Below are 24,468 nucleotides of genomic sequence, written 5' to 3'. Positions count from 1 at the left end.
TTCGCCTCACTTGCTTACATCAATGTAAATGGTGGTTTTATAAGTTTTATCAAGATACTCTACAAACGAATCCAAAATTGCCTGAAGTTTCGCACCCTTTGCAAGTATTTCGGTATCGTTTTCATACTCTTGCCCTCCAGATTTAGCTAAAGATTGCTCAAGCACACGATAGAGCACCACCTTATCATCAAAAAGCACATATCCTTCACTCTCCTGCGAGCCAAAGACTTGTGAGAGAAAATGCGCCTGTTGAGTGTCCTGCAATGTAGGTATAGGTTGCACGAATCCATTATCAAAGGAGACAAAGCCAATATCTGTGCCCTTAAAATCCTTGAGGCTTTCTTTAGCGAGCTTTACGAGTGCTTCTCTTGCTTTTTGGTGTTTATACATTTGTGTAACTTCCGCCTTAGCCTCTTCAAAGCTTTGATTCACACTCTCTTTTTTACTCAAAAGTTTAAGCGTTACAAATCCATCATCAGCTTGTATAGGCTGCAACACTTGCCCAACTTGCGCTAATTTCATATCCGCTACAACCAAATCCACCCCATTTTGTATAAAAAAATGCTCATTTTCTTTTATATGGCGCACGATGCCACTCTTGCTACCATTTTTTAAATCCCTATACGCCCTCTTTGCCACCCGCTCTGCCTCGACTACCTGCACATCTTGCATAAGCTTATCCATACTTTGCTCTAGGGTCAATAAATGTCCATTTTCGTCTAAATAATCGCTCTTAAAGTTTTCATAATGCTCCTGTAATGCCTCTTGCTCTGGCTTTTGCTCACTAAATGGAATTAGGATATATTCTATTTCAAACTCCATTGGCGTTTTCCAATTATCCGCATTCATCTCCCAAAATGTCCTCAATTCCTCATCATCAAAACTTACTTGCATTTGTGAGAGTGGAATAGTCTTTATCATTAGTCTATCACTCACATTGTGCGCCATTTCTAGAGCATTTCTCTCAAGTAATGTAGCCTTTAACAAAGGAATAGACTGCGCACCGCCCGCATTCATAAGATTCAAAACCTTGCGCAAAATGAGTATGTTTCGCACATCTTCTTCAAATTCAGCTTTGTTTAGTTGCATATCTCTCAAAGCTGCTTCATACACATCTCGGCTAAACTGCCCATTTTCATCAACATAAATTTTCTCATCAATGATAGCCTGTCCTACTTCACTATCACTCACAACCAAGCCCAAATCCCGCGCAAAGTTGCGAATCTGTGCTTGCTGTATAAGCGACTGCAAGGCTTGTTGAGGCAGCCCAAGCTGCTTTGCCTGTGCCTCATCAAGCGAGAGACCAAATCTTTCGTTCATTATCTCTGCATTTTCCCTAAATATTTTGCTATATGTCCTTTGAAACTCGGGCAAACGAATATCAATCTCCCCTACTCGTGCGACTTTATCATTACTCGAGCCAAATCCATAAGAGCCCCAGCTCACCCCACCAGCACCAATAAATGCAATAGCACTCACCCAAATGGTGATGATAAGCCATTTTTTATGTTTTTGCATCCAAGTAATCATTTGATGTATAACCTCTTAATTGTGTTTTGTATAGTTTTAAGTTTGCGATTGTATCATAAATAAATGCACCAAAGGGCGCAAATATTGAATTTACTATGCAAAATTATGCCTTTTTGTCGATTTCTTACCTCATTTCGCATTTTTAATTGTAAATATTTTTAGAATCTGCAACAACTACCTACCCAATGTCTATTATTAAGATTTACTAAGCAGTAAAAAACTAAGGATTGTATCAAAGTGGTGGACCTTGCAGGATTCGAACCTGCGACCAATCGGTTATGAGCCGAGTGCTCTGACCAGCTGAGCTAAAGGTCCGGGCTTGGAGTTGGCATTATACTCAAAAACAAATCTAAAGGCAAGGACGCTTTCAAGGATTGTAAAAAGTGTCATAAATGTTACAAAGCTCGTCCCACCATAACTCATTAACGGCAGAGGGATTCCCACCACAGGGGCTAAACCTATAACCATACAGACATTAATCCCCACATACAAAAAGAGCAAAATAGCAATATATCCTGCCAATACACGCAAAAAATAATCCTGTGCATACGCGAATCCTAAACTTAAAATATGCACAATCAGCGCAAAAAATAATGCCAATAGCCCAAATGCGCCAAACAAACCAAATCGCTCGACAAAATACGCAAAAATAAAGTCTGTATTCGCATAAGGCAGAAATTTGAGTTGCGATTGCGTTGCTTCCTCTTTTGATTTGCCAAAAAAACCACTCGCACCAATGGCAATAAGAGATTGATTTACTTGATATGGGGATTTATCGGATATAAAATCCATAATGCGCCTTTTTTGATAGTCTTTGAGCGGATCGACTACATAAGCCACAGGTGCTAAAAATGCCACAACCAGCCCTAAAGTAATCCAAATTCTCCTATTTACACCAATTAAAAATAAGGTGCCAAATCCGGTGAGTAAAATCACCATAGCTGTGCCTAAATCAGGCTCTTTGAGAATAATAAAAAATGGCACAAGGATAAAAAAACTAATAGTGAGAAATTCCTTTACGCCATAACCACCCTGTGGTGGTGGATTTGTCGTAATATATGAAGCTAGGAGCAGCATAAGGGCAATTTTCATCACCTCGCTGGGCTGGATAGAAAAGCTTGTGAAAGGGATATCTACCCATCTCTGCGCCCCAAGTTTTTGTGTGCCAATGTAATGCACGAGGATAAGGAGCACTACGCACACGCCATAAATTACCATAATAATGCCATTAAGTTGTCTGTAAGGCACAATAAACAAAAGTGTCATAAGACCGCAGCACACAGCAATATACTTTACTTGTTTCGCAAATAACACACTATCAAGCTCACTCATCAAAAAAAGTGAAATCCCAATAAGTGGCAATATCAGCAATAATAAAATATAATCAAAATGTGCTAGAATCCGTCTATCAATCACAATTTTTCCTCTACAAAATTTATATAAACGTATTGAGTTCTAAGGCAGAAAAGATAATGAAAGAATTAATTGTATCAAATATTGACTTAAACAACAAAGATATGAATGGTAAATTGCGGCTAGATTCGCTTCTAAGCGCATATCTCAAAAGCAGCAAAAACCAAATCCACCACCTCATCAAAAGCAAAAAAGTCTATCTTAATGGCACACTTTGCACAAAAAATGGCATATTTCTTAAAGAAAATGACCACATAAGGCTAGATATTATTACAGAATCTAATCTTGAGGGTTCTAATCCTACGCACCCCACAGATTCAGATTCTATAAATCCCATCCCCACTCCACTTCCTCTTGATATGCAGGATAAAAAATTTAATATTGAGATTCTCTATCAAGATAGCGATATTTTAATTATCAATAAACCGCCTCATCTTGTCGTGCATCAAGCCCCAAGCCTTAAAGAACCAACCCTCACTGATTGGCTTAGGGCACATTCGCATATCCTGCATACATTAAGTGGCGAGGAGCGATATGGCATTATTCATCGCCTCGATAGACAAACAAGCGGGGCTTTAGCCATTGCAAAATCCCACCTTGCATATCAAATCCTCCCCCAAGAGCTAAAAGAGCGGCAAATGGGACGCTATTACCTCGCACTTATTGATAAGCCCTTAAAATCTCATCAGCAAATAGAATGCTTTATGGGGCGCAATCCCCACAATCGCCTCAAAATGAGCAAGATTTATATTCGCCCAAATGCGCCTATTCCTAAGGGTGTGCGGGATTCCAAAAGCTCCTTTATCAAACTCGCCACTGCGGATAATGGTAAATGTGAGTTAGTAGCAGTGAAGCTCCACACAGGCAGGACGCACCAAATCCGCACACACCTTGAAAGCCTCTCTCGCCATATCCTTGGCGATACACTCTATGGATACAAAAAGGGCACGGAGAGCTACCATTACGATAATAGAATTTTGCTCCACGCCTATATACTTTATCTCAACCACCCGCGCAACAAAGAAAATTATATCTTTAAAGCCCCCATTTTGACAGATATGCTAGAATTTCTCCAAAATCATTTTACAAAGGATTTGCCCGATGACTGCCAAAACATTATGGACTTGCTTGAAGTTGATAGGATTATTGACGCCTTTCATATTTTTCCTTAACTCGTGTAGCACCCTCAATCCCGTGTTGCAAGAGGATAGCTCCCTGCCAAAGTTAGATTCTGTAAAAGCACTCGCTGATGTCTCGTCCGTGGGCTTTGAATGGAAACTTATGCAAGATGAAAATGTAAAAGGCTTTGTGATTTATCGCTCTAAGCCAAATGAGAAAGAGTTGCAAGAGATTGAGAGGATTAAAAACGCCTCTGCAACGCATTTCTATGATGATAATCTCAAACCCCAATCAACTTATATCTATGGTTTTAAGATTCTAGGCGAAAACGATACAATCTCGCAAACAATGCAAACGCTCGAAGTCAAAACTTCATTTATCGATGCGGTGGAGAGCGTTTTCGCTATAAATAACAAACCTAGAACGATTAAAATCATCTATTCACCCCACCCCAATCCCAGCGTAGATTCTTATCTTATCCAACGTCTTGATAAAGCCGGAGAATTTAAGACCATAGCGACTATCCCGCACCGCTTAGGTGTGGAGTATTTCGATGAGGATTTGCAGGACGGGCAAACCTACACCTATCGCGTTATTGCAAAAAACTTTGAGGGCATAAAGAGCAAAGCTTCTGCGAGTGTGAGCGCGACTACTATCCCTCAACCCGCACCCATTGAAAACATACAGGCAAGCAATGACTTGCCACGCGCTATTGTAATCACTTGGAATGAAGCACCAGATTCACAAGGGGTAAGCAAAAAAAGATATAGAATCTCCTACTCCGCTAATGGCAAAACTTATAAGAATCTCGCCACCACAAACCAAACACAATATACGCACAAGCTTAAAGACAAGGAAAATGGCGTAAGCTACACCTATCAAGTCGTGCTTTTAGGTGATAATGGACTGCAAGGACGCCTAAGTAGCTATCCAGCCAAGGGTTCTAGTCTCCCTCCACCCAGCGCACCTACGCAATTTGAAGGTACAATGCTCGATAATAGAGCCACTCTCTCGTGGCAAACGCCAAGTGATGACCGCATTGTGAGCTATGTCGTCTATCGCAAGGAAAAAAGCTTATGGAATCAAAGTATGAGGTTCATTGATATACACGATACGCGCTTCATAGATAAAGAAATGCAAGAAGGCAAAGCATATGTTTATAGTGTTGTAAGCGTGGATATAAATGGCATAGAATCTACTCCCAGCAAAGAAATCACGCTCCAAAAAGCAAAGCCATAATGCCGCATTTTCTTGCTTCAAATATTTCTCTGCCATCGCTGCCTTATATGCAGGAGGATTTTACCTTTGTCTATGAGGCTATAAAGTGCAATGACGCCAACCAATCGCTTATTCTTGTAGAATATAAACAAAACGCATTTTTCCTACGCAAACAAAAAAGAGCGACAAAAAACAATAGTATTCTTAAATGTGAAAAAAGCAGCGCAAAAGTGCATACGGGCGTGATTAAAAATGCCCTAAAGATTCTAAGCAAACACCAAGATTCACTCATTAGCCATAATCTCAACAATAATTCACCTCGACAAAATCTGCAATTGCCCTACTTTAAGCCCATAGAGTTTTTTTTGGATTTTAGAGATAGATTCATTATGGAGATAGGCTTTGGCTCGGGGCGACATCTCTTACATTTAGCGCAGAATAATCCGCATAGAATCTGCATTGGCGTGGAGATTCACACGCCTTCTATCGAGCAGATTCTAAGACAAATAGAGCTTTTGGGATTAGAAAATCTTTTCATTATCAATGCTGACGCGCGGGTTTTGCTTGAAATCTTGCCAGATTCTAAAGCAGACAGAATCTACCTTCACTTCCCTGTCCCGTGGAATAAAAAGCCCCATAGACGCGTATTTTCGGCTCGATTCTTACAAGAAGTTTTACGCGTATTAGATGAAAACGCGTTTTTGCACTTGCGTAGCGATGATGAAATCTATTTTAAAGACACGCTCAATCTTGCGCTGAATGAGCCACTTTTACACCTTGAAGTGTATAAAAATACAAAGCTTGATATTACGAGCAAATATGAAGCGCGTTGGGAAAGGCAACAAAAAGACATCTATGATATGAAAATTTTTAAACAAAATGGGGAGAAAAATACAAAAAATGTGCAAAATAATCAAAATAGATTCAGTTTTGATAAGATTCTAAGAAAAAATGTGGATAATTACACAGATTTTTCGTATAAGAAAATTGCAAAAGATTGGTTTTTGCACATTGATGGTTTGTATTGTGCGGGAGATGTGTATGTGATGACATTGTGTTTTGGAGATTTTTTTCAACCTCAAAATGCGTTTTTACAAATTGCGTTTTACCCCACTCTATCCGCGCATTACATAGGTGGCGACCCTATCCCTACACAGGCGGCTATAAAGGCACATACGCATTTGATGCAGATATTAACACAGGAGTGAGAATTGAGTGCAATTATCGAGGCAAAAAATTTGAATCTTGGCTATAACGATGAGCTTGTGATTAAAGATGCTACTTTTAATATCAACGCCAAAGAGTTTGTGTTTATCACAGGGGCTTCGGGTAGTGGAAAAAGCACTATTTTAAGCTCATTTTTCGGGCATTTAGGTGTGAAAAGCGGACATCTTAATGTCTTTGGCGTGAGTATGCAAAAGGCTTCAAAAAACCGCGTTAATCAGCTCCGCCGCAACATTGGCATTGTGTTTCAAGACTACAAGCTTATCAAGGAATGGAATATCGAGCGCAATGTAATGCTTCCTATGGTAATTAATGGCTATAAAAAGGAAGTGTGTAAAGCACAAGTAGAGAAGCTTCTCGTGCATATTAAGCTTTCACATAAGTCAAATAAATTCCCACTAGAGTTAAGTGGTGGTGAGCAACAACGCGTGGCAATGGCACGCGCACTCGCACATAACCCGACAATCATCTTTGCCGATGAGCCAACAGGCAACCTTGATGATTATTCGAGTGAGTTGATTTGGAATCTACTCAAAGGTGTGAATGAACAGCTCGGCATAACCGTGGTTGTTGTAACACACAGAATGCCCGATAGACTCAATATCCCATACAGACGATTACATATCGAGGAAGGAGTGGTCTATGAGTTTGCTTAGGAGACATTTGGCACTAATTATCCCGCTCCTCGCTCTTCTATTTAGCTTTGAAAGCATTATGCTTGTCAATCGTGCGGTAAGTAAGCACGAAAATAAGCTCTCGGACAATTACTCAATTGTTATCGCCTCACAAAATGCACTCACACTTGATAAGATTCAGAGCTTTATTCGTGAAGCAAAGGAGCTCAAAGCCGTTACGCCAGATTATATGATGAATGAATTGCGCAAAGACTTAAGCCGCGAGAGCATTGAAACTTTGCAAAGAGAGTTACCTTTTTTTTACTCACTCAAACTCTCTACATTCCCTGATGAAGAGCGTCTGCAAAAGATTAATGCCACGCTTAAAAAGCTCAATGGTGTAACAAAAGTAGAATCTTTCAGCAAAAGCCACTCGCAGGTGTATAAGCTCCTACTTATTATCAAAAGTTCAATTGTCGTATTTGCCTCGTTGATTGCGATTCTAAGCTATATTTTGATGATAAAGCAAATTGAGATTTGGAAATTCGAGCATAGTGACAGAATGGAGATTATGGCATTTTTGGGTGCTCCCGCGTGGATGAGAAATGGCATTTTATTCCGCCTTGCGTTTATAGATTCTATTATCTCTACAATAGCGATTATCACGGGTATGACATATATCATTCATCACAACAAAATGCAAGAAATAATGCAAACGCTTGAAGTTACAAGCGATATTTTCCGCATAGGAAGCGATTTCATCATTTTGCTTTTTACATCAGTCCTTGTATCTATTGTGTCGGTGGTTTTTGTCATCATTAAACAAAAAGACCTGTAATGAGGGCTTTTGGCTATTTTGCAATATGCGCTATTGCAAGTATGTGCTTGGCGAATATTGACCAAAATACCGCAAAGGATAAACTCAAAGACGCGAAGTCCAAAGAGGCGGCTATTAGCAAAAAGCTTGATAATTTAGGCAGGGCGATAAATACTAAAAATCGTGAGCTAACCCAGCTTGGTATGCAAATTGATATATTACAAAAAGATATTTTGCAAAATCAAGGCAAATCCCAAAGTCAAGAAAAGACACTCAAAGATTTTCAAAGAAAGCAAAGAATACTCATAGAGCAAAAGCAAAAAAGCGAAGAACAGCTCGTGAAACTATTCGCGCAAAATATTGCCTTTTCTATGATTATCAATCGCACTGCTGATGCGGATTCAGTAGATGAAGTCATAGAATCTTATATCTACAACATCTTACAAAATAACACAAAAAACAATATTAAGACGCTTAACGCCAAACAAAATATCCTCAATAACGAGATAAAAAAGCTTACCAATACAATTTCGCAAATTCAAACTTCTATAAAAACTCAAACTGACAGAAAGGAGCATTTAGAGCGTGCAAAGGAACAGCAGAAGCAAACCTTGGCAAAGATGCAAACTGACTTAAAGATTTATGACAAACAACTTAAAGATATTGTCAAAGAGCGCGAGAATCTCGATAATATTCTTTCTAATCTCAACATTGTAAAAGAGCAAAAACGCTCAGACTCTAAACAGCAGGTATTTATTGATAATCAAAAGAATCCCGATAGCATCAAAGCCCCAAAGCAGTTTGGTACCTCATACCGAGATGTGCCTACTATCCCATATAAGGGTGCAAAAACTTTCCCACCGCTTGATAATTATGTAATTGAAAGAAGATTTGGACCATATTTTGACCCTGTGTATAAGTTTAAGATTTTCAATGCTGCAATTATTTTCAATCCAAAATCAAGCAATGCAAATGTAAAAAATGTGCTTGATGGCAAGATTGTGTATGCAAAAGATGCACCCGGACTTAAAAAAGTGGTAATTATTGAGCATCAAAATGCCCTACATACAATCTATGCGTATATGGATAAAATAGAATCTTCTATCAAAACGGGGCTATCCGTCAAAAAAGGCACAATCATTGGCAAGGTTAATGATAGACTAAGCTTTGAAATCACACAAAAAGATAAACATATCAACCCTGCCGAATTTATCAAATTAAATTAAAAAAAAATACCTAAAAGTCGATACTGCCTTACTTCAATTCTAAATCTTCACAAGGAGGACATTATGATTGATACTAATCATATCAGTAAGATTGACAATACAGAATCCATAAGGACACGACTTGTCGATATGGTAAATTCTAGTGGCAATGCAGTTGCGGAGGACACACGCCCTTTGGAAGTGCGAAGACGGGAAGAAACCGCGCAGTATCAAGATAAGGAAAACAAAAAACAGCTTGAAAATGAGTTGCGTGAATTAAGCAAAAAGCTCAATGATGAGATGAAACGTGTAGGCACGGATTTAAATTTTTCATATAATGAAAATATCCCCGGTCTTAAAGTAACCGTAAAAGAGAGCAATAGCGATAAGGTGATACGCGAGATTCCATCTAAAGAGGCTATTGAGCTTATGAAAAGAATGCGCGAAGTGATTGGTGTGATTTTTGACAAACAGGGATAGCTTTTTACTTTATGGTTTAAAATAATATCTACTTTAGAAGGGAGGAGGAATAATGGCACTTGGCACATTGAGTTCGCTAGGACTTGGAAGCAAGGTTTTAAATCACGAAGTGATTGATAAACTTAGAGAGGCAGACGAAGCCTCTCACATCAAGCCTATTGACAAAAAAATCGAGCAAAATGTGGAGAAGCAAACCGAGCTTGTAGCCATTACCTCTTCTTTACGTGGGTTGAAATCTAGCACGAGCAAACTTGCTGATTACTCTACTTACTTAGGACGCTCTAGTAATGTCATAGGAGATGCACTAAAGGCTACTATCTCCACAGGTGTGCCTACACAGGATATAAAAATCGATGTAGATTCTGTGGCAAGCTCTGATATTAACGAAATAGGCTCGAAGTATGAGAGTAGAGAATCTGTCTTTAGCCAAAAGGATTCTGTGCTAAAGTTCAACCATAAGGGGCAAGATTATAGAATCGAAATTAAAGCGGGTATGGAGCTAGGTGACGTGGCACAACTCATTACTGATACGACAAAGGGCGAGGTAATGGGGATTGTAATGAAAACAGGCGGTTCAAATCCCTACCAGCTAATGATTAATTCAAAAGATACAGGCGAGGCTTCGCGCATATATTTTGGCTCGACTGCCGTAGGCTCTGCCGTGCCTAGTGGGTCTTTTGAACTTAACGATGGGGATTTTTCTATCACTCTTAAAGACAAGAAAGGCATTGATAAGACCTTATCCATAAGATTGCCAAAAACAACTGCAAGTTCTAAGTCGCAAGATAATGCACAAGCACTCAAAGAGGCGATTATTGAAGCAATTAAAAATGATTCTGACTTTGAAGGTATGCTTGGCAATGACTTGAATATCGGCGTAGGCGGTGCAAATAGCGATATGCTCACAATCAATGATAGACGTGGGCATAGCATTAATCTCGAGGGTAGCAAGTCGCAAACTCTAGGTTTTGGTGAGGACAATAAATCAACTCAACAAGATGATTTAATAGTAGCAACCAAAAGCGTGGGTGCAGGACAACTCAAAGGCACTATTAATATAGGTAGTATTCCACTTGACCTTGCTACACTTACCAAAAAGAAAAATACAGCCGAACAAAATGCGAAGAGTATCGCAGAGGCGATTAACAATATTGCAGGTATTTATGCTTCTGTGAATAATGAAGGCAAGCTTGTCATCAATTCCGACACAGGCGAAGTGAGTATTTTTGCGGACAATGACCCTGATAGTAAAAAGGCATTGGAAGATTTAGGATTGAAAAGCGGCACGACTATGGATTATGCCAAAACACAAGAGGATTTATTTAAAATACGCAAGGTGCAAACAGCTGAAGATGCGGTGTTTTCATATAATGGAATCTCGATGAGACGCCCTACAAATACAATAGATGATGTGGTGAGTGGGGTAAATATCGAGCTTCTCACAACCACAGAGCCGGGCAAACCCGCAGTGATTAACATCACGCGCAATGATGAGGATATTATCGAGAATGTAAAGCAATTTGTGGAAACTTACAATGAGCTTGGGCTAAAGCTTGATGAAGTTACGCGCTTTGATGAAGATTCCAAAATAGCGGGTATCTTTAATGGCGATAGTGATATTCGTATGATACGCCCTACACTCAATCGCATTTTTTCTACGACTATTTCAACAGAAAGCGAGATTAAGGGACTTGCAAAATATGGCTTATCCCTTGACGAAAAGGGCAAAATGAGTCTTGATATGAATAAGCTCAAAATGGAGTTAAGCTCCGACCCAGAGGGCACACAGGAGTTTTTCTATGGGAGTTTAAAGACTTTAGAATTTAGGGAGGTGAAAACCGATGGTGTGTTTAAAAAATTTGACCAAGAATTAGATAGGCTACTCAATGGTGGTAATGCGCGGCTTAAGTTGCTTGAAGAAAGCCTTACTCGAGATGACAAAAAGTTACGCGAGGACCGCAAAAAAGCAGTAGAGCAGCTTAATATGCGCTATGATATTATGGCACAAAGATTTGCAGCCTATGATTCACAAATTTCTAAAACAAACAATGCTTTCAGCAGCGTTCAGCTGATGATTGACCAATCTGTAGCTAAAAAATAAGGAGTAACCAATGTATGGCAATAACGCTTATAGCCTCTATCAACAAAATTCAGTCTCTGTAGAATCTCCTGTTAAACTTGTAGAAATGCTCTATGAGGGAATCTTGCGATTTTGCGCCCAAGCGAAGCGACATATGGAAGCAGAGGATATTGAGAAAAAAATCTACTATATCAATCGCACGACAGATATATTTACAGAGCTTTTGAATACGCTTGATTACGATAAAGGCGGCGAAGTAGCAGTATATCTCACAGGGCTTTACACACACCAAATAAAGCTCCTTACACAGGCAAATGTGGCAAATGACCCCGCCAAAATTGATGTTGTCATAAATGTTGCTAAAGGGTTACTTGAGGCGTGGAGAGAGATTAACCAAGATGAATTGGTTCGATAAACTTAAAGTCGCCTTGCTCAAAGAAGACGACCAAGGCGCGTTCGTGCTTATAAGCAATCTCCCACAAGATTTAGAATCTGCATCTCTTGAAGATAAGCTCCAAGCCTTAGAACTTATCGATCAAACAAGACTACTTCTACAATCCAAGCAACTCCAAACTAAAATCCATATGGAACAGATTAAAGCCGCTAAAAAATTCCTCGAAAATTCTCTCTAGCATAGATTTTTGATAGAAAATCTGCTCAAAATACGCATACATCTTATATAAACCTTGACTCAAGCCTTAATTTCTTGTAGAATGGGCGCGTTCAAAATCTAAAGTAAGGAGTTTGCTATGAACAAGGCAGAATTCGTGGAATTGGTTAAAAAAGTTGGCAATTACAGCACAAAAAAAGATGCTGAACAAGCAGTAAGCGCTTTTACAGAAGCTATTTCTAAGGCTCTTTCTAAAAAACAAAGCGTTGAACTTGTTGGTTTTGGTAAATTTGAAACAGCAATTCAAAAAGCTAAAACAGGCAAAGTTCCCGGCACATCAAAAACATACAAAACAGCAGAAAAAGCTGTTCCTAAATTTAGACCCGGAAAAGGCTTGAAAGACCTCGTAGCAAAGGCTAAAAAATAAGCCAAACAGATGAAGCGTAGCTCTTTGGGCTACGCCATTAGAGACTTCAAACTTTCTTTCACACTTTTTCCTTCAATAATGAGACTAATTTCCCTTGCTATTGGGGTGTAGATATTTTCCCTTTGTCCTATCTCTGTAATAGCTTTTGCAGTAATCACACCTTCAGCCACCTCACCAAGCTCTTTGAGAATCTCATTAATTGCTTTTCCTTTCGCCAATCCAAGTCCAACACGATAATTGCGCGACATTGTAGAATTTGATGTGAGAAATAAATCTCCCGCACCAGAAAGCCCCAAAAATGTTTCCATTTTTGCACCAAAATGCTCTCCAAATCGGCTCATTTCTACAAGCCCTCGCGCAAGCAGCGAAGCCTTTGCATTTGCACCAAAATTCAAGCCATCGCATATTCCACCAGCTATGGCAATGACATTCTTATACGACCCAGCAACTTCGCCACCCACGACATCAGGACTTGCATAGGTTTTGATAAAATGTGGCATAAGTGAGCCAAACTCACGACTTAAGATAAGATTGCGCGAGTGTATCACAAGCGCACAAGGCAGGGAGCGCACCACCTCTGTAGCAAAACTAGGACCACACAAGTATGCGATGCTCTTGTGTGGCACATACTCTTCCATAATATCACTCACAAATGCACCACTGCCGGCTTCTATACCCTTACTTGCACAGAGCATTTTTATATCACGAGGCAAGGCGACACTATGTAGCCATTCACGCAAGGCACTTGTAGCAATAGCCATTACAAAATAATCCGAATCTAATGCTTGGCTGTGGCTTACCTGCGTAATGGGTGAATGATTATTATTTACAAGATTCTTATTAAGAGGTGCGAGGAGTGCGCTAATATCTCGCCTCGAAACAATGCTAACTCTATTTTTTTCAGCAAATGCAAAGGCTAACGCCCTACCCCAAGCACCGCCACCAAAAATAGTGATTGTATTCATAATAAACCCTACTAAATAATGCTATGTAGTCATATCAAAACACATAAGTATATGTCAAAAAAGACTGCGTGGTAATCATAAAAGGGTTGGCAATTACCAGATTCCCATCATTTAATACTGAATTTTGTTTCACACTGCCAACAAAGGTGGGGAAACCAATATGGGCGACAAGTGAATTATTCTCACCAGCAAATTGCGTTTGCTTCATTGTAAGCGAAATCCTATGAACGCCTAAAATCGTTAAAGCCACACCAACACTATTTACCCAACTAGATTCCACCGCTACACTGCCATAATCATATGTATTCTCTTCATACAAAGTGCCATCATTATATGGTTTAACCTTTCCTCCACGTCTTTGGGTATTTATCTCCAAAGCATTCAACAGGAAAAAATTTAATTTTACACGCGCATCAGGTTTAAAAGAATAATTAAGCTTCATACCAGTTCTATAACGCGATATTGGAGCGTCAAACTCATTCAAATTTGCCTTACCTGTTTCAAGTTCAAACTCTGAATATCCCTCATTTGCGGTTATATCAGCTTTGATTGAGAAATTTTTACTCACCTGCATACTTGCACCAGAATCTTCACTCTGCTCTTTGCTTATATTTGTATCAGAAGAAGTCTTGTGTGCCTCTAATGATTCTAATTGGTTCAGTTGTGAATCTTCAGCCCACATTAAGCCTAAGACAAAACTTAACAATAGCATCATCACCTTTATGTTTTTCACTTGCCTCACCCCTAAAATCTCTTTGAAACCCTCTATAAAGCTACTTAAATATCGGTATTTTCTACTTTTTGTAAAAGATTCTATAAAATCTTAAACTATAATTTTATACCAAATATTGTTAAAAATTTATAAATTTTTTATCGGCTTTAGCCTATACTAGCATTTTATATTCCAATATTTTCAACACAAAAGGCTATGAAAATGTCAGCGTATGAAACGATTATCGGTTTAGAGGTGCATGTCCAACTCAATACCAAAACAAAAATTTTTTGCTTTTGCGCAACAAGCTTTGGTGATGAGCCTAACAAAAATGTTTGCCCCACTTGCTTAGGGCTACCCGGCGCACTCCCCGTGCTTAATCGCGAAGCGGTAAAAAAGGCGATTTCCTTTGGCACTGCGATTAATGCGACTATTAATCAAAACTCTGTCTTTGCACGCAAAAACTATTTTTACCCAGACTTGCCAAAAGCCTATCAAATCAGTCAATTTGAGATTCCTATCGTAGGACGAGGAAGTATTGAAATTGAATGTAATAACCAAACAAAAACTATCGGTGTAACGCGTGCGCACCTTGAAGAAGATGCAGGTAAAAATATCCACGAAAATAATTATTCAAAAGTAGATTTAAATCGTGCCTGCACGCCTCTACTAGAAATTGTGAGTGAGCCCGATATGCGAAGTTCCGATGAGGCAATAGCCTATCTTAAAAAGCTGCATTCTATTGTGCGATTTCTTGGCATAAGCGATGCAAATATGCAAGAAGGAAGCTTTAGATGTGATGCAAACGTTTCTATTCGCCCCAAAGGAGATTGCAAACTCTATACGCGTGTAGAGATTAAGAATCTTAACTCCTTTAAATTTATCCAAAAAGCGATTGAATATGAGGTAGAGAGACAAATTGAAGCTTGGGAAGAGGGAAAATATCAAAGCGAAGTTGTGCAAGAAACTCGTCTTTTTGACACTGCCAAAGGCATTACTCGTTCAATGCGTGGCAAGGAAGAGGCAGCTGATTATCGCTATTTCCCTGACCCTGACCTTTTGCCTGTTTTTATTGATGAGAATCTTATGCGTGAGGGAGTGAAGATTCCAGAAATGCCCGATGAAAAAAGGGAGCGATATATTAATACCTTAGGACTTAAGCCTTATGATGCAGGTGTGCTTACAAGTAGCCTTGAGCTTGCACTTTATTTTGAATCTATGCTTGAAGAAGGTGCGAGCGCAAAAGGTGCTCTTACTTGGCTTACTACAGAGCTTTTAGGGCGATTAAAGGGTGAAAATACACTGCAAACTTGTGGGGTGGATTCTAAAACTTTAGCCACACTTGTTAAACGCATTGAGGAGGGCAAAATCAGCGGAAAAAGTGGCAAAGAAATTTTAGATGTGCTTATGGAAAAAGGAGGCGATGTAGATAGCCTCATAGATTCTATGGGATTAGCCCAAATTAATGATGATGGCGCAATTATTGCAGTTATAGAATCTGTGTTAAGCGCTAATGCCGACAAGGTCGCGGAATACAAAAGTGGCAAAGACAAACTCTTTGGATTCTTTGTCGGGCAAGTGATGAAAAACTCTAAAGGCGCAAATCCAGCAAGGGTAAATGAGCTTTTAAAAGAAAAATTAGGGTAGTATGAACAATGGAAGAGAATATTATAGCTTTTAGCGGGGGGGGGGGATAGAGAAAATTCTTCTACATACCCACAAAATCTCAAATTTACCACAAATCAAGGTCAAAATACACTTCTCAATCAATTCAAAAATGCTCTAAGTGATAACAACACGCAGAATCTAAGCTTTCTTATTGGGTTTTTTCGTATAAGTGGCTTTATTCATTTACATAAACTTTTGCAAGAAAGAGGAGGCTATGAGAGATTTCAAAGCATTCGCATTCTAGTGGGGCTTAATGTAGATAGCCTCATTTATGAGCTTTCACAAAAGGGCTTAGATTACACTTTTCAAAAGGATAGATTCCGCACGCTCTGGAGTCAAAATCAAAAAGAAGCACTAGAAAAAGAAGATTATGATAAAAATGTAGATGATTCTATCCTATCCCTAAAAGTCGCCTTAGAATCCAAACAGATTCAAATGCGCATTGTGCGCGATAAAAATTGCCACGCGAAATTCTATCTATTTACGCAAGAACCACGACAAAGCCATACAGGCAACATAAACCTTTATAATGGTTATCTTATCGTAGGCAGCTCCAATCTCACGCATAATGGCTTAGAGAAAAATTATGAAGTCAATCTCTTAAGCAAAGATGAAGCAGATGTAAGCTTTGCATTGAACGAATTTGAAAGACTATGGAAAGATTCCATAGAGATTAGCATAGAAGACATTAATAGATGTGTAAAACAAAGCTACCTAGAAATTTTAAGCCCAAAAGATATTTATTACAAGCTCCTTTTAACGCATTTTGGCAAAGACTTTTTGGTGAAAGATAATGAAATTCCCGCTCTTTTTAAGGACTATATCGCGTATGATTATCAAATACACGCCGTGCAGGAAGGATTGCAAAAGCTTAAAAAATACAATGGATTCTTTCTTGCAGATGTTGTTGGGCTTGGCAAAACACTTATCGCGTCTGTCATCGCTAAAAAATGCCGCATAGACAATCTTAAGGGCAAGATTCTCATTGTTGCTCCACCGAGCGTTAAGAAATCGTGGAAAAAACATTTTGATGATATAAATATTGCAAATTATGAAATTTATACTCACGATAGCTTGCATAAAATCCCAAAAGAAACAAGAGAGGATATAGAGCTTATAATTATTGATGAAAGTCATAATTTTCGCTCCAGCACTTCAAACCGCTACAAAGAGCTTGAAAATATTTGCAAGATTCCATTTAATGGCGCACATAAAAAAATTATTCTCCTCTCCGCCACTCCTCAAAATAACTCTCCAAAAGACTTAGCAAATCAAGTCTATCTTTTTTGCAATAGGCGAAATTCTCTCATTGAAGGCTTAAACAACTTAGAAAAATTTTTTAGCGACCTTCAAACAAAATTTGAAAACTCAATGAAAGAGCTAAAAATCATCAACCAAAACACAAATTTATCCATACAAGAAAAAGAATCTGCACAAAATAAAGAAAAGAAAAAACTAGAAAATATTGCCAACACCTTACGCGATAAGCTTTTGTCTCATATTATGATTCGCCGCACTAGAGGTGATATAGAGCTACTCTATAAAGATGATATGAAAAAGCAAAATCTCACTTTTCCAAAAATTGAACCCCCTAAAGATTTGCTTTATGATTTAGATTCTAACTCACATAATCTTGCAAAAGAAACAATTGCTTTTCTCTCAAAGAAACACAACAATATAGGCACTTTTTCCTATGTGCGTTATCTTATATTCCCAAATCTCACCCAAGATGGACAAGAGGAGTTTTTATCACAATATGGCGAAGATGAAAAAAGCAAAGGTTTTTATAATGACACAGCAGAGCGTTTGAGTGTGCTTATCCAAAAGATTCTATTTAAACGATTTGATTCAAGCATAGACGCATTTAAAGCCACACTTGAAAATCAAATCACATCTCACAATGCCCTTATTGCAATGTTTAGCGAGGGCACCATCGCACTCCCAAAGGGCTATAATTCAAGAGAAAAGCTATATGAGGCTGTATTATCAGATAATGATAAGGACTTGCAGAATCTCTTAGAGAAAAAGGAAGATAAATTCATACATTTACAATCTCATCATTTTAAGAATGATTTTTATCAAAAGCTACAAAATGATAGAGATGCCCTAGAAAAATTACTCAATGCGTGGGAGAATATACAAGGAGATTCTAAACTTGATAAACTCAAAGATTCTTTAGATAAATATCTACCACAATCACAAAAAATAGTGATTTTCACAGAAGCAGCGACAACCGCAAAATATCTTGCTAAAGAGCTTATTGCATATACAATTTTACAAATTGATGCAAGTAATCGTGAAGAAAACGAGCAAAAAATTAAAGAAAATTTTGACGCAAACTATCCTCAAGAGAAACAAAAAGATGAGTTTAATATCATCATTACAACCGATACATTAGCAGAAGGAATTAACCTTCATCGTGCAAATATTATTATTAATTATGACACGCCTTATAATTCCACAAGGCTAATGCAAAGAATAGGGCGCATTAATCGTATAGGCACGAGCTTTGAAAAAATCCATATTTATAATTTCAAGCCTACGCATTTAGCCGATGAGATTATCAATATAAACTCTATTGCCTCGGGCAAACTGCAAAGCTTTCACTATACATTAGGGGAAGATTCAGCAATTTATGATGATGAAGAGATTGTAGGGAGCAAAAATCTCTATTCTCAAATCGATAAAAACAATCAAGAAACAAGCAAAGATTCACAATACAAAAAAGCATTACAAGATTTCTACAAAAATCACAAAGATGAATTTGATAGGATAGAGCATCTCCCGCTTAAATCACGCACGATAATACAATCTCATCAAACTCAAAGTTTTGCTTATATTCGCCACATTTCTAGCCACAATCACGCACACTTTTATCCATATCATATTGTGCCAAGCCAAAACTTACTCCAAGAGCCACAAACACAAGAATGTGATTTTTATGAAATGGCAGACTTTTTGAAAGCACATTTAGAATCTTGTCCTCTCAAAAATGCAGATATGAGCGTGCATTATACGCATATCCAAAGTGCAATGCAATCCTATAAGCAATCTCTAAAATCCCGCAATACGCCTAATCCAACAAAAAAAGAGCTTAAACCACAAGAAATAACAGCTATCAGTAAAATTAATTCTTGCCAAGAATTAGATTCGCAAGTGAAGGAAAATCTTATTGATTTAATAAAAAACGGACACCCCCAGCTTACTAAAGAGACTATCAATATAAAGGCTAAAAATAGTGCGGATTTTGCAAGAGAAGTCCTTGTCATCAAAGAAAAATTTGCCCCAAATGCAGATTTGCAGACTAGCAAAGAGCAAGATTATAACACAATAGATTCTGCCACCCACACAGAACCTCAAATCCAAATTAGCATTACGACAATTCACTTAACAAAGGGGATAAAATGAGTGTAGTAGAATCTTCAAAAACTTTAGATATTTTTCTTAATAACGCCTATAAGCACGAACATTTTCAAAACTTCATCATAGAATCTTTTGGAAAAGATATTGACATAAAAACCAAGCAACGCACTCCTTATGATAAGCATAATAGCATTATCACCGCCTATTCACAAATGTGTGAAAATATCACCCTAGATTCACAAAGTTTAAGCATCTATGCCTTTAAAACAACATCAATTAATGCCAAAATCACCCTCCATAAAGAAATCGCTGAAATCATCAAAAATCAACCAGAAATAAACGCAATGCTTGCAGTTTTTTATGATGAAAGCAAAGAATTTAGACTAAGTCTTGTAACACAAGGTTTTGATTATGAAAAAAACAAAACAACCTTTTCAAATCTCCGCCGACAAAGCTTCACACTAGGAGAAAATACAAAGACAAAAACAGCCAAATTACAACTTCAAGGATTTTTAGATAAAGAAAAAACTTTAAAAAATCTCCAAGAAGCTTTTAGCACAGAACCTATAAGTAAAGAATTTTATAGAGATTATGAAAGGCTTTATAAAGATTTATCGCAAAAATTATGTCAAAATCAAGCCACTTTAAAAATCTTAGATAATTATGAGGGTTTAAATGGAGAAAAAGCAGTCAATGCTTTTGTCAAAAAACTTCTAGGGCGCATTGTGTTTTTATACTTTTTGCAAAAAAAGGGTTGGCTAGGCGTAGCACAAAATGCTTCTTATGGAGAGGGCGATAAAAACTTTTTGTTTTCACTTTTTATCAAAGCCACGCAAAATAATGAATTTTTTTATACAAAATACCTTTGCCCTTTATTTTTTGAGACACTTAATACAGAGCGTAAAAATGACTATTCACCCCACTTTGATTGTAAGATTCCATTCCTTAATGGTGGGCTTTTTGAAGAGTATAGAGACAAGCAAGGTAAGGGCATAGAAAGAGATTTTGTCCTTACACAAAGCCTAGAAAATACTGATTTTAAAGCAATTTTTGATGTATTTGAAAACTATAATTTTACGATTGAAGAATCCACCCCAGATAATCAAGAAATCGGTATTGACCCAGAAATGCTAGGCAAAGTGTTTGAAAACCTCATTGATTATAATAAATCAAGTGGGGCTTTTTACACGCCTAGAGAAATTGTGCATTTTATGTGTAAAAATGTCCTAACCCGCACATTACAGGAGAGAATCTTGCACGATGAATCTCACCTCACACAAGATACAGAATCTCCACACGCACACAAAGATTCACTCTATAACTTTATTTTTTATAAACAAAGCGATGATTTTATTGCACAAAATGCGAAACAATTAACACAAGCTATCACATCGCTTAAAATCCTAGACCCAGCTATTGGAAGTGGTGCTTTCCCAATGGGAATGCTAAGCGAGATACTAGAAGCTCTGCACACACTCAACCCCTCTTTGCAAAAGCAAGACTTAGCAAGATATAAGCGCGAGATTATAGAGCAGCAAATCTATGGAATAGACATTGATGCTGATGCGATTGAGATAGCAAAACTCCGCTTTTGGCTCTCAATCGCCGTAGATGAGGATACACCTAGCCCACTTCCAAACCTTGACTTTAAATTTATGCAGGGCAATGCTCTTATAGAAAGCATTAATGGCATTGAAATTATTCCAAGTGATTTGAATGCACCACAACATCAAAAAGACCTTTGGGGGAAAACGAGCAATGCCAATGCGTCTTTATTTGATAAATCACAAACTCATAAGCTAGAAGCACTTTTTCTGCAATACTATGAGCCAAATGCACAAAAAGCACAACTCAAAGCAGAGATTTTAGCGATAATGAAAGAAGCCTTTGATGAGCGTATCAAGCAAATTGATGAGAATATTCAAAGCATAAAGGCAAATCCAAAATCTAAGCCAAAAGAAAGAGATAAACAGCAAGAAAAAATACTTCAATACGAATCTTTTAAACACGATTTAAACACACTCTTTAAAGATTATAAAGAACATAACTTCCACACCGACAAGCTTTTTTTATATCGCTTCTTTTTTGCACCCATTTTCGCACAAGGGGGCTTTGATATAATCATTGGCAATCCGCCGTATATTAGACAAGAAAAGATTCCTAATAAACAATCTCTACTTAATGCGTTTCAAAACTTTCAACTTGAAAAATTTAAAGGCAAATCCTACAACCTTGCCAATTCAAGCGCAGATATTTTCACTTACTTTTATGTTAAAAGTTTAGATTTATTAAAAAATGAAGGATTCTTAAGCTTTATTACAAGTAACAAATGGTGCAGAGCAGGATATGGAAAAAATTTAAGAGAGTTTATCCTTGATTTTAAACTTGATTCACATTATGATTTTAATGGTGTGAAAATCTTTGAATCCGCCCAAGTAGATACAGCTATCACTACTCTGCAATATATGCCAAACAAAAACTATGCTTTATGCTTTTTAAGTTTCACAAAAGAAGACAATGATATAAGCGAAGTAATTAAAAACAAACAATGGCTTATCCCCCAAGATTCCCTAAGCACGGATTCCTTTATTTTCACAAGCCCAGAAATTACAGCCCTTAAAGCTAAGATTGAAGCCATCGGCACACCGCTAAAGGATTGGGATATAAATATAAATTATGGTATCAAAACAGGCTATAATGAAGCCTTTATCATTGATTCTAAAAAGCGTGAGGAGATTTTAAATGCGTGTGATGATAGTGCAGATTCTCTAAAACCTTTTCCTTTGAGTGAGTATGACCCAAATCACGCATTAGATTAAAAATTAAGGCTCATATAAGTATTTATATTATATAATTTATGCTAAAACCTACCTTAATCCCCCGCAGTGTTGCACATTACTTAATTCGGTGCAATCAGGGATTAAGGTAGGTTTTTTAGTTTAATGGGGTTATTATGAAAAAAGTAGTAGTTTTTATTGATTGGGAAAATCTACGTTTAGATATTCATAATATTCAACGAACGCACAAAGAACGAAAAAATATTACTTTCAACTATAACAATGTATCAAATATATCTTTTTTGATTAAGCAATTTATTGATATAGACAAAGAAGAAATCAGCAAAATATTCTTTTATACCGCTTTGCCACTATCAGATGAGGAGATTAATAAAGAATTAAGTAGATACAAGAAAAAGAATCCCGAAATATTTAAAAAAATCCTTGAATACAATGAACATAAAAACAACTCTATGGGCGAGATACGACAAAAGATTATTGATTTTGTAAAACATATTGCTTTTGAGGATTATTTTGCTGTGCGATTAGGAGAGCTAAAACTCTCTGGCTTTGATAGTAATGGCAAACCTATAATTAATCAAAAACAAGTAGATATGCTCTTAGGACTTGATATATCCCATATTGCCTATCAAAAATTAGCTGATAAAGCAATGGTATTTTGCAAAGATACAGATATTATCCCCGCTTTGAAATGCGCAAGAACAAATGGTTTGGAAGTAGTCATTGCAAGTCTCAAAGAGGGATATAAGATTGCAGATAAACTCAAAAAGCATAGTGATATTATAAGAGAAAAAAGTCTCCTTGAGGTTTCTAATGCTTTAAAAATCCAAAGCAGCTTATAATGAAAGATATAAACTCACGCATTGATAGAGACAAAGGTGTTATTTACCTCACAGAAAAGGAGCGCACTGCGCAACTGATTAAGCCTATTTTGCGTGGGAGAGATATTAAGAGATATAGTTATGAGTGGGCGGGATTGTGGATAATATTAGCAAAATTTGATAGTCATAAATATTTAGAAAAAGACTATCCAATAATTTATAATCACCTTTTACAACACAAAGATAAACTCCAAGCGAGAGGACAATGCAGATATGCGAGAGGCAATAAAGTTGATACAGGCAAAGGTTATTTAGGACAACATCATTGGTTGGAACTTGATAATAACCCGAAAGATTCTTACCTTAACGAATTTGCCAAACCTAAAATCGTATATAGTGAAATAGTTAGAGAGCCACAATTTTATTTAGACAATGGTGAGTTTAAGTTTGGGTATTTCTATGCAGAAGCAACAAGCTTTATTTTAAGTGGTAATAAAAACTTTAAAAGCTCCCTAGAATACCTTTTAGGGCTTTTACATTCTAAGCTTTGCACTTTTGCCTTTAAGGAATTTTATGCAGGAGGGGGATTAGGAGAAAGTGGCTATCGCTACAAAAAAGCCTTTTTAGAAAATCTCCCAATCCCCAAAATTACTCAAAGCCAAGAAGCAGAATTTAGCAAAATTGTAAATGCGATTATTCAATGCAAAAAGTCTTTAGAAAATTTTAACAATGAGGTATATCCTCATTACAATACAATAAAAACGCACGAAGTGCAAACCTCAAAGGCGTTGTCGGGGTGGGGGATAGATAAGGGGGAGGGAGCGACTTCGCCTAATTCAAACCCCTCCCCCTTATCAAAAGAAGAACAAAATGCAACACTTAAAGATTTAGAATCTCGCCTTGATTCTATGGTTTTCTCTCTCTATGGCTTAAATGATGAAGAAATAAAGCTAATAAGTAATGGGGGGGGGGGCAAATATAGTTTAGCTTACCTGCTTCTTGCCTGTGTGGAATCTCAATTTATTGTTTTAGTGAAGTCGCTTTGTAAAAATTTTGAATTAGAGTTAAAAGAAGCCTTTAAATTCTGTGAGGGACTTAAAGTGCCACAAAAGCAATATGAAGGCAAGATTATCTATCCAAATATGGCAAAGGAATTTATTGCTTATCTTGATATGCAAGGATTTTTTACTAATCAAAAATGTTTCATTTTAAGCGATAATATTAAAGATAAAAATAGATTACTCTATCTAACTGCGATTCTCAACTCTAAAACAAACTTTTGGTATTTTAAACAAATTGGAGCAACCTTAGGTGCAAGTGGTTATGAAATGAGCAAAATCTTTGTAGAAAAATTACCTGTGGTAGAAACTCATAAAATAGATTCTACACTTTTAAAAGAGATTG

Annotated in this window: 19 protein-coding genes, 1 tRNA gene and 2 pseudogenes; 17 read left to right on the top strand and 5 right to left on the bottom strand. The window is 37.4% G+C overall.

What is annotated here, in order from left to right:
* Positions 1–6: 6 nt before the first annotated feature.
* From BN2458_RS01585 to BN2458_RS09560, 3 genes are all read right to left on the bottom strand, one after another.
* Positions 7–1,530, bottom strand: coding sequence for a peptidylprolyl isomerase (locus BN2458_RS01585; RefSeq protein WP_034326765.1), 1,524 nt, complete (start codon positions 1,528–1,530; stop codon positions 7–9).
* Between the two features lie 238 nt (positions 1,531–1,768).
* A tRNA-Ile gene (locus tag BN2458_RS01580) sits at positions 1,769–1,845 on the bottom strand.
* Positions 1,807–2,946, bottom strand: coding sequence for an FtsW/RodA/SpoVE family cell cycle protein (locus BN2458_RS09560; protein WP_081951489.1), 1,140 nt, complete (start codon positions 2,944–2,946; stop codon positions 1,807–1,809). Before BN2458_RS09560 ends, BN2458_RS01580 begins: the two co-directional genes overlap by 39 nt.
* Before the next feature lie 56 nt (positions 2,947–3,002).
* On the opposite strand from BN2458_RS09560, the gene BN2458_RS01575 reads away from it, so the two are divergent.
* The 11 genes from BN2458_RS01575 (at position 3,003) to BN2458_RS01525 (ending at position 12,737) form a co-directional block, all read left to right on the top strand.
* Entirely contained in the window at positions 3,003–4,115 is a 1,113-nt protein-coding gene (locus BN2458_RS01575) for an RluA family pseudouridine synthase (RefSeq protein WP_034326762.1), read from the top strand.
* Positions 4,045–5,301: a fibronectin type III domain-containing protein gene (locus BN2458_RS01570; protein WP_034343338.1), complete on the top strand. Its 1,257-nt coding sequence runs from the start codon at positions 4,045–4,047 to the stop codon at positions 5,299–5,301. The genes BN2458_RS01575 and BN2458_RS01570 overlap by 71 nt, the downstream gene beginning before the upstream one ends.
* Positions 5,301–6,488 (top strand): tRNA (guanosine(46)-N7)-methyltransferase TrmB, encoded by a 1,188-nt coding sequence (gene trmB, locus BN2458_RS01565; protein ID WP_034343340.1) that lies wholly within the window; start codon positions 5,301–5,303, stop codon positions 6,486–6,488. Before BN2458_RS01570 ends, trmB begins: the two co-directional genes overlap by 1 nt.
* 3 nt (positions 6,489–6,491) lie before the next feature.
* The gene (locus BN2458_RS01560; RefSeq protein ID WP_034326756.1) at positions 6,492–7,160 is read left to right on the top strand and encodes a cell division ATP-binding protein FtsE; all 669 of its coding nucleotides are present in this window, start codon (positions 6,492–6,494) and stop codon (positions 7,158–7,160) included.
* Complete coding sequence (locus BN2458_RS01555) at positions 7,147–7,956, top strand: hypothetical protein (protein WP_034326754.1); 810 nt, start codon at positions 7,147–7,149, stop codon at positions 7,954–7,956. The genes BN2458_RS01560 and BN2458_RS01555 overlap by 14 nt, the downstream gene beginning before the upstream one ends.
* The gene (locus BN2458_RS01550; RefSeq protein WP_034326752.1) at positions 7,956–9,161 is read left to right on the top strand and encodes a murein hydrolase activator EnvC family protein; all 1,206 of its coding nucleotides are present in this window, start codon (positions 7,956–7,958) and stop codon (positions 9,159–9,161) included. The genes BN2458_RS01555 and BN2458_RS01550 overlap by 1 nt, the downstream gene beginning before the upstream one ends.
* A 63-nt stretch (positions 9,162–9,224) precedes the next feature.
* Positions 9,225–9,620: a FlaG family protein gene (locus tag BN2458_RS01545; RefSeq protein WP_058122024.1), complete on the top strand. Its 396-nt coding sequence runs from the start codon at positions 9,225–9,227 to the stop codon at positions 9,618–9,620.
* Positions 9,621–9,672: 52 nt separating this feature from the next.
* On the top strand, positions 9,673–11,721 hold the full coding sequence (gene fliD / locus BN2458_RS01540; protein ID WP_034326748.1) for a flagellar filament capping protein FliD: 2,049 nt from the start codon (positions 9,673–9,675) through the stop codon (positions 11,719–11,721).
* Positions 11,722–11,731: 10 nt separating this feature from the next.
* Positions 11,732–12,115: a flagellar export chaperone FliS gene (fliS, locus tag BN2458_RS01535; protein WP_034326745.1), complete on the top strand. Its 384-nt coding sequence runs from the start codon at positions 11,732–11,734 to the stop codon at positions 12,113–12,115.
* On the top strand, positions 12,099–12,332 hold the full coding sequence (locus BN2458_RS01530) for a hypothetical protein (RefSeq protein WP_034326743.1): 234 nt from the start codon (positions 12,099–12,101) through the stop codon (positions 12,330–12,332). Before fliS ends, BN2458_RS01530 begins: the two co-directional genes overlap by 17 nt.
* A 117-nt stretch (positions 12,333–12,449) precedes the next feature.
* Positions 12,450–12,737 (top strand): HU family DNA-binding protein, encoded by a 288-nt coding sequence (locus tag BN2458_RS01525; RefSeq protein WP_034326740.1) that lies wholly within the window; start codon positions 12,450–12,452, stop codon positions 12,735–12,737.
* A 29-nt stretch (positions 12,738–12,766) separates the two neighbouring features.
* Here BN2458_RS01525 and BN2458_RS01520 read toward each other — a convergent pair whose 3' ends face one another.
* The gene (locus tag BN2458_RS01520; RefSeq protein WP_058122023.1) at positions 12,767–13,702 is read right to left on the bottom strand and encodes an NAD(P)H-dependent glycerol-3-phosphate dehydrogenase; all 936 of its coding nucleotides are present in this window, start codon (positions 13,700–13,702) and stop codon (positions 12,767–12,769) included.
* Between the two features lie 34 nt (positions 13,703–13,736).
* Entirely contained in the window at positions 13,737–14,435 is a 699-nt protein-coding gene (locus BN2458_RS01515) for a hypothetical protein (protein ID WP_231944812.1), read from the bottom strand.
* A gap of 201 nt (positions 14,436–14,636) precedes the next feature.
* Here BN2458_RS01515 and gatB point away from each other — a divergent pair, with 201 nt between their 5' ends.
* The 6 genes and pseudogenes from gatB to BN2458_RS10690 all read left to right on the top strand — a co-directional run.
* Positions 14,637–16,061, top strand: a complete 1,425-nt coding sequence (gene gatB, locus BN2458_RS01510) for an Asp-tRNA(Asn)/Glu-tRNA(Gln) amidotransferase subunit GatB (RefSeq protein ID WP_011115638.1) — start codon at positions 14,637–14,639, stop codon at positions 16,059–16,061.
* 216 nt (positions 16,062–16,277) lie between these two features.
* Positions 16,278–19,490 (top strand): helicase-related protein, encoded by a 3,213-nt coding sequence (locus BN2458_RS01505; protein ID WP_081951477.1) that lies wholly within the window; start codon positions 16,278–16,280, stop codon positions 19,488–19,490.
* Positions 19,487–22,264, top strand: coding sequence for an Eco57I restriction-modification methylase domain-containing protein (locus tag BN2458_RS01500; protein WP_034343190.1), 2,778 nt, complete (start codon positions 19,487–19,489; stop codon positions 22,262–22,264). Before BN2458_RS01505 ends, BN2458_RS01500 begins: the two co-directional genes overlap by 4 nt.
* A gap of 134 nt (positions 22,265–22,398) precedes the next feature.
* On the top strand, positions 22,399–23,085 hold the full coding sequence (locus tag BN2458_RS01495; RefSeq protein ID WP_058122021.1) for an NYN domain-containing protein: 687 nt from the start codon (positions 22,399–22,401) through the stop codon (positions 23,083–23,085).
* A gap of 53 nt (positions 23,086–23,138) precedes the next feature.
* Positions 23,139–23,780, top strand: a pseudogene (locus BN2458_RS10250) (TaqI-like C-terminal specificity domain-containing protein); the annotation flags it as partial.
* A 192-nt stretch (positions 23,781–23,972) separates the two neighbouring features.
* Positions 23,973–24,413 (top strand): annotated as a pseudogene (locus BN2458_RS10690) (TaqI-like C-terminal specificity domain-containing protein); the annotation flags it as partial.
* Positions 24,414–24,468: the final 55 nt, after the last annotated feature.

It is taken from the genome of Helicobacter typhlonius (genome assembly GCF_001460635.1).
Taxonomy (GTDB): Bacteria; Campylobacterota; Campylobacteria; order Campylobacterales; family Helicobacteraceae; genus Helicobacter_C; species Helicobacter_C typhlonius.
This window is presented reverse-complemented; position numbering and strand designations above follow the sequence as displayed.

Excerpts from the sequence above, each read along its gene's own strand:
- BN2458_RS01545 (WP_058122024.1), top strand. The coding sequence starts at position 9,225 with ATGATTGATACTAATCATATCAGTAAGATTGACAATACAGAATCCATA.
- BN2458_RS01570 (WP_034343338.1), top strand. The coding sequence starts at position 4,045 with ATGACTGCCAAAACATTATGGACTTGCTTGAAGTTGATAGGATTATTG.
- BN2458_RS01555 (WP_034326754.1), top strand. The coding sequence starts at position 7,147 with ATGAGTTTGCTTAGGAGACATTTGGCACTAATTATCCCGCTCCTCGCT.
- BN2458_RS01520 (WP_058122023.1), bottom strand. The coding sequence starts at position 13,702 with ATGAATACAATCACTATTTTTGGTGGCGGTGCTTGGGGTAGGGCGTTA.
- fliS (WP_034326745.1), top strand. The coding sequence starts at position 11,732 with ATGTATGGCAATAACGCTTATAGCCTCTATCAACAAAATTCAGTCTCT.
- BN2458_RS01495 (WP_058122021.1), top strand. The coding sequence starts at position 22,399 with ATGAAAAAAGTAGTAGTTTTTATTGATTGGGAAAATCTACGTTTAGAT.
- BN2458_RS01550 (WP_034326752.1), top strand. The coding sequence starts at position 7,956 with ATGAGGGCTTTTGGCTATTTTGCAATATGCGCTATTGCAAGTATGTGC.
- gatB (WP_011115638.1), top strand. The coding sequence starts at position 14,637 with ATGTCAGCGTATGAAACGATTATCGGTTTAGAGGTGCATGTCCAACTC.
- BN2458_RS01500 (WP_034343190.1), top strand. The coding sequence starts at position 19,487 with ATGAGTGTAGTAGAATCTTCAAAAACTTTAGATATTTTTCTTAATAAC.
- BN2458_RS01585 (WP_034326765.1), bottom strand. The coding sequence starts at position 1,530 with ATGATTACTTGGATGCAAAAACATAAAAAATGGCTTATCATCACCATT.
- fliD (WP_034326748.1), top strand. The coding sequence starts at position 9,673 with ATGGCACTTGGCACATTGAGTTCGCTAGGACTTGGAAGCAAGGTTTTA.
- BN2458_RS01525 (WP_034326740.1), top strand. The coding sequence starts at position 12,450 with ATGAACAAGGCAGAATTCGTGGAATTGGTTAAAAAAGTTGGCAATTAC.
- BN2458_RS01530 (WP_034326743.1), top strand. The coding sequence starts at position 12,099 with ATGAATTGGTTCGATAAACTTAAAGTCGCCTTGCTCAAAGAAGACGAC.
- BN2458_RS01575 (WP_034326762.1), top strand. The coding sequence starts at position 3,003 with ATGAAAGAATTAATTGTATCAAATATTGACTTAAACAACAAAGATATG.
- trmB (WP_034343340.1), top strand. The coding sequence starts at position 5,301 with ATGCCGCATTTTCTTGCTTCAAATATTTCTCTGCCATCGCTGCCTTAT.